Consider the following 5,530-nt stretch of genomic DNA (forward strand, 5'->3'; position numbering starts at 1 on the left):
AACATGGAAACGGCTGCGGTCCGGAACCACCTCTGGTCCACCACTGATGGTTTCGATGGTGATCTCATCGCCGCTTTCGATGGTGATGACAGGGCGCAATTTGGCTTCGAAGAAGCCCCAATGGCAGGTTTCGGGACTGGCCCGCAGCTGGTGATGCGTCATAACGGGTCTTCTGTGCTGAGTGGACGTCGCGTATGAGGCTGTATCAGAGATATCGCCGGCAAATCGAGGGTTTTGGGGGAGCTCGTGTTTTTTTTACTGTCGAAAACGCTGGGCACCATGCTGATGCCGGTGAATTTCCTGATCGGCATCGGCCTGATAGGTGCAATACTTCTGCCAACGCGTTACGCCAGATCGGGCCGCCGGCTGATGGTGGCCTCGGTCTTGCTCTTGGCCCTGTGCGGATTTTCGCCGCTTGGAAGGTTCTTGATCCTGCCGCTTGAAGAGCGGTTTCCGTCATGGGACGCGGCCCGCGGTGCGCCCGACGGCATCGTTGTGCTCGGTGGGGCGATCGATCCCGACCTGTCGGCTGCGCTCGGCAGGCCGGCGCTTGGACGTTCGGGTGACCGCATCGTCGCGACCGCAGAGCTTGCTCGGCGCTATCCCAATGCACGCGTCGTCTTTTCCGGGGGCAACGCCAACCTTGTCGGCGATGCCAGCGCCAAGGAAGCCGATTACGGGCTGACCATGCTTGAAGAGCTTGGTGTCGCCAGGGAGCGGCTGGCGGCCGAGCGGCTCTCGCGCAACACCGTTGAAAATGCCGAATTCACCAAGAAAGTCGCCGATCCCAAGCCAGGCGAGCGCTGGCTGCTCGTGACGTCGGCCTACCACATGCCGCGCTCGATCGGGCTATTCCGCAAGGCGGGATTTCAGATCGAGGCTTTTCCGGTCGATCGGCGCTCCAGCAAATCCGAAGTTTTTGAGTTTTCGTCGGTTTCGACCAACGGTCTGGACCGCACCGACATTGCGATGCGCGAATGGATCGGGCTCGTGGCCTATCGGCTGACCGGAAAGATCGACGATTTCCTGCCGGGACCCGGCCCGAATTAGCCGAGGCCCGGCGGCCGCAAGCACCCGATAATCGGCTAGGATCGTCAGCAACAGACGTAACCAAACAAAGACAACGGAGCAAACGCCCATGCAGCAACAGATCCCGCCGGAGACATTTGATCCCGTTGGCCTTGTCGCTGACCTCAACAGCCTCCTTCGCCTCAAGACGACGGTGATTGGGCTGAAGATGTTTGCGACTGTCGAGGAAATGACAGCGATCCCGAAGATCAGGCGGCCGACCGCGATCCATACCACCGATCAGATCGTCAGCATGGCCTCGCGGCTCGGCTGGACGGTCGGCGTCACCGGCGATGACCTGGTTGGCGCGCAGTGCCGCGCGGTGATCGGATTGGGACCGCAGGACGAGAAATGGCGAGCCGGCGCAAACTACGTCGGGGTTTGGCACGGCACGGCCGAGGATGCGCGCAAACGCCAGGAGGCGCTCGATGTCGTGCCGTTCGGCCGATACCAGGCGATGGCAGTGAGCCCGCTTGCCAGCGGCCGGCTGAACCCGCCGGACATTTGCCTCGTCTATGCGACACCGGGCCAGATGATCATTCTGATCAACGGACTGCAATATACCGGCTACAAGAAGTTCGAATGGAGCGTGGTCGGAGAGACGGCCTGCGCGGATTCCTGGGGCCGCGCGCTGAAAACCGGCGAGCCGTCGTTGTCACTGCCGTGTTTTGCCGAGCGGCGCTATGGCGGCGTCCCGGATGAGGAGATGTTGATGGCGCTCAAGCCTGCCGATCTCGCCAAGGCTATCGTCGGCATGAAACAACTGGCAAAGAACGGCCTGCGCTATCCGATTGCGCCCTATGGTATCCAGAGCGACGTGCGTGCCGGCATGGGTGTGTCGTACGGCAAGAAGTGATCCAATCGGGCGCAAAAACTCAGGCACTCTCAATGCGAGGCGCAAAGCGATGAAGCAATCCAGAGCTTCCTGCTTGAATCTGGATCGCTTCGCGGAGCCTGTCATCGGGCACGCGTTCACGCGACCCGTTGGCTCGCAATGACGAAGCAATAGGAATCTAGAATGACAACCTCAAAGTTCGACATCGTGGTCTATGGCGCAACCGGCTTTACCGGTCAGCTCGTCGCCGAATATCTGGCTACGCACTACAAGAGCGATGCCCAGTTGAAATGGGCGATGGCCGGGCGAAGCCTGGACAAGCTTGCCAAGGTGCGAGACGCGATCGCCGCGCCGGCCGATACGCCGCTGATCGTGGCCGACGCCAGCGATCCCGGTTCGATCAAGGCGATGATCGATCAAACGCGATCGGTGGTGACCACGGTCGGCCCGTATCTGCTCTACGGCAACGAATTGATCGCCGCCTGTGCGGCCTCGGGCACCGACTATTTCGATCTGTGCGGCGAAGTTCCATGGATGCGCCGGATGATCGATGCCCATCAGGCGAGCGCAGAGCGCAGCGGCGCGCGCATCATGTTCTCCTGCGGCTATGATTCCCTGCCGTTCGAGCTTGGCGTATTCACATGCCAGGAAGCCGCGAAAAAAGCGTTCGGCGCGCCGGTCGCGCGGGTCAAAGGGCGCATCCGCGCCATGAAGGGGACCTTCTCGGGCGGCACGGCGGCGAGTGGCAAGGCGATCTTCGAAGCTGCGGCGAAAGATCCGAGCCTGCTGGCGCTGGTGCGCGATCCCTTTGCGCTAACACCGGGATTCAGCGGACCGAAGCAGCCGCCCGGCAACAGGCCTGTCTATGATGAGGATTTGCAGACCTGGCTCACGCCATTCTTCATGGCGAACATCAACACGCGCAACGTGCATCGCTCCAATGTACTGCTTGGTTTTCCCTACGGACGGGATTTCGTCTACGACGAGATGCAGATTGCCGGGCCCGGCGAAGAGGGCGAGGCGAGGGCCAAGCGCATCATGGCCGCCAACAACAATCTCGCCGGTGCGGCCGTACCCAAGCCGGGAGAGGGGCCATCGAAGGAAGAGCGGGAGAGCGGATATTACGACCTGCTGTTTGTCGGAATTTCTCCCGATGGGCGCCAGGTGCGTGCCTCGGTCAAGGGCGACCGCGACCCCGGCTATGGATCGACCTCCAAGATGATATCGGAATGCGCCATCTGCTTGCTGCGTGATGCGCCCGACGTGCCAGCCGGCATCTGGACGCCGGGCGCGGCCATGCAGCACAGACTGATCAAGCGGCTTGTCGATCACGCTGGCCTGACCTTTCAGGTCGAGACGTGAGATTGCCCGCATCGTAAGCGTACATGAAATCCATTCCCCGCGACGTGATCGGGATCAGGATCTTGAACATGTGGTCGCGGAGCCAGGCGCCGGTGGCACTGAATTCGCGCTTGCTGTTGCCGTTGCGGCGGGCGATCGCGACGATGCGTTCGGCCCGCGGACGGCGCTGCTGCTCAAAGGCCTGGAAGGTCTGGCCAAGGTCTCGGCCTTCGCGCATGAGACAGGCGAGCCTCATGGCGTCCTCGAGCGCGAGTGATGCACCTTGGCCCGCATGAGGGCTGGTGGCATGGGCAGCGTCACCGATCAAGAGCGTGCGTCCGCGTGACCACACCGGCAGGGTGGCGACGTCGAGCGTATCGGTGGCGACGATATTGTCAGCGGCGTGCAGAATACTCGGGATGGGCTCGTGCCAGCCGGCATGGAAATCAAGCAAATGATGTCGAATAACCTCCTGATCCATGGCGCGGTAGGCCGCCGCGTTGAGCCCCTGCGACGGTTGGGTGCTCCACCACATTGCGCCGCATTGCGGGTCGGGGCTGCAAAGGCCGTACCCGAAGAATCCGCTCGTTCCGAACGTGGCCTCGACGCGCTGGCCGATGCCGGTATCTTCGATCAGCGCGCGCGGTACGAAGCCTCCGAAGCCGATCAAGCCGGTATCGAATGGTCGAGGCCCGTCCGGCAGGACGTGCTGGCGTACCATCGAGTGCACACCGTCGGCGCCGATCAAAAAATCGCCCTCGGCGCTGCTGCCATCGGTGAAATGCGCCACGATGGGCCGGTCGGCGCGGTCCTCGATACGGGCCAGCCGCTTCTCGAAGCGCAGTTCGACGTTTTCGCACCAGGCTTTGTTGACGATCGCTTCCAACAGCGTCGATCGTCGCATATTGACCGCCGGCTGGCCAAAGCGCCGCACCATGTTCCCGTTAATCGAGCCGATCTTGCGACCCGACTGCGAGCGGAAGTCGAAGGAGTCCGCGACCGAGCCGGCGGCGATCATGTCGTCGGCGACCCCGATCTCGGCTAGAACCCGCATGCCGTTTGGCGCAATCTGCAGGCCGCCGCCGATGCCGGCCGAATAGGGCCACGCCTCGAACAATTCGACATTGAAGCCGGCACGCTTGAGGAGGATCGCGGCAGCAGGACCGGCAATGCCGGCGCCGATGATGAGGGCCTTGCGGGAACGGGAAACCATGGCTTGCTCCTGTCGTTGCGGCGGGCTAAAAAATCACAGATACTAATTATCTTAGTATCTAAGATATATACCGACTAAGATAAGAGTTCGACCTTGTCAAGGACGAAAACGCGCGCCGCGTTGATGCAGGAACTCGAAACCGCGCTGCGGAAGTCTTCCGCGCAAGGCACGCTGTTCGCGCAGGCCGTGGCGGACCACGCCGGGATTTCCAGTTCCGACATGGACTGCATGGATTTTATCAACATGGAGGGGCGGATGACGGCCGGCCGGCTCGCCGAATTGACGGGGCTGACGACCGGCGCCATCACGGGTGTGGTCGACCGGATGGAAAAGGCCGGCTTTGTGCGGAGAGAGCGCGACGACAGCGATCGCCGCAAGGTCTTCATCACGCCGGTGCCGGAACGGCAGGCGGACATCGGGCGCTTCTACGTGCTGATGCAGCGTGCGATGCAGGAGTTATTGAGCCGCTATACGGATGCTGAATTGAAGCTGCTGGTCCGCTTTGCAACCGAGGCCTACGATTCGGTGCTGGAGGCAACCAATCAGCTCAAGACGATGATGAAGGAACTGCCGAAAGGAAAACGCGCCGAGGTCAGGAAATCCCGGCGGCGTTGATGGCGCGATCGGGCGCGGCCTTGTAGCCCTGTGCAGCCGCGAACATGCCCCACATCGCGCCAAGCATCATCCAGAAGTGCCGCCAGTGGTCGGTGTCGATCACGAAAGCCTCGCCGGCGGTGCCGAGAAACGCTGCAAAGATCGCCAGATAAAGCCGCTGCCAGGGCACGGGCGTCAGCACGTGCCGGAATCCGATCACCACCGTCACCACGATCAGGGCCGGATAGCAAATGCCGGAGAGCCAGCCGCCCGACATGAAAGCATTCAGATAGGAGTTATGGGTGTCTTCCGGAAAGTAGTTGTGAAACTGCAGCGGACCGATGCCGAACGGCAGGTCGAGCGCCATCTCGGCGCCGAGAATGTGTCTGCCGAACCGGCCGAAGCGGCCTTCGTCATAGCTTTGATCGAAACTTGCGCGCTGTTTGAACATATCGGCAATGGAATCGAACGACAGCAGC

At 61.7% G+C, this 5,530-nt stretch carries 5 protein-coding genes and 2 pseudogenes; 4 read left to right on the forward strand and 3 right to left on the reverse strand.

The window, feature by feature from the left end:
• A pseudogene (locus VFL62_RS20495) lies at positions 1–162 on the reverse strand (amidase); the annotation flags it as partial.
• Between the two features lie 84 nt (positions 163–246).
• Between VFL62_RS20495 and VFL62_RS20500 the strand changes: the two are divergent.
• The 3 genes from VFL62_RS20500 to VFL62_RS20510 all read left to right on the forward strand — a co-directional run bounded on the left by VFL62_RS20500 (position 247) and on the right by VFL62_RS20510 (position 3,265).
• A complete protein-coding gene (locus VFL62_RS20500; RefSeq protein ID WP_325174210.1) occupies positions 247–1,050 on the forward strand; it encodes a YdcF family protein in 804 nt (267 codons plus the stop codon).
• Between the two features lie 88 nt (positions 1,051–1,138).
• On the forward strand, positions 1,139–1,924 hold the full coding sequence (locus VFL62_RS20505; protein ID WP_325174211.1) for a DUF169 domain-containing protein: 786 nt from the start codon (positions 1,139–1,141) through the stop codon (positions 1,922–1,924).
• Positions 1,925–2,086: 162 nt separating this feature from the next.
• The gene (locus VFL62_RS20510) at positions 2,087–3,265 is read left to right on the forward strand and encodes a saccharopine dehydrogenase family protein (RefSeq protein ID WP_325174212.1); all 1,179 of its coding nucleotides are present in this window, start codon (positions 2,087–2,089) and stop codon (positions 3,263–3,265) included.
• Here the strand turns inward: VFL62_RS20510 and VFL62_RS20515 are convergent.
• Positions 3,216–4,457, reverse strand: a complete 1,242-nt coding sequence (locus VFL62_RS20515) for an FAD-dependent monooxygenase (protein WP_325174213.1) — start codon at positions 4,455–4,457, stop codon at positions 3,216–3,218. The two genes, VFL62_RS20510 and VFL62_RS20515, sit on opposite strands and share 50 nt — an antisense overlap.
• A 93-nt stretch (positions 4,458–4,550) precedes the next feature.
• On the opposite strand from VFL62_RS20515, the gene VFL62_RS20520 reads away from it, so the two are divergent.
• Positions 4,551–5,072, forward strand: coding sequence for a MarR family winged helix-turn-helix transcriptional regulator (locus VFL62_RS20520; RefSeq protein WP_325174214.1), 522 nt, complete (start codon positions 4,551–4,553; stop codon positions 5,070–5,072).
• On the opposite strand, the pseudogene VFL62_RS20525 reads toward VFL62_RS20520, so the two are convergent.
• Positions 5,050–5,530, reverse strand: a pseudogene (locus tag VFL62_RS20525) (O-antigen ligase domain-containing protein); the annotation flags it as partial. The gene VFL62_RS20520 and the pseudogene VFL62_RS20525 sit on opposite strands and share 23 nt — an antisense overlap.

The sequence above is a fragment of the Bradyrhizobium sp. genome (assembly GCF_035701725.1).
In the GTDB taxonomy this organism is placed as follows: domain Bacteria; phylum Pseudomonadota; class Alphaproteobacteria; order Rhizobiales; family Xanthobacteraceae; genus Bradyrhizobium.

Excerpts from the sequence above, each read along its gene's own strand:
- VFL62_RS20510 (WP_325174212.1), top strand. The coding sequence starts at position 2,087 with ATGACAACCTCAAAGTTCGACATCGTGGTCTATGGCGCAACCGGCTTT.
- VFL62_RS20515 (WP_325174213.1), bottom strand. The coding sequence starts at position 4,457 with ATGGTTTCCCGTTCCCGCAAGGCCCTCATCATCGGCGCCGGCATTGCC.
- VFL62_RS20505 (WP_325174211.1), top strand. The coding sequence starts at position 1,139 with ATGCAGCAACAGATCCCGCCGGAGACATTTGATCCCGTTGGCCTTGTC.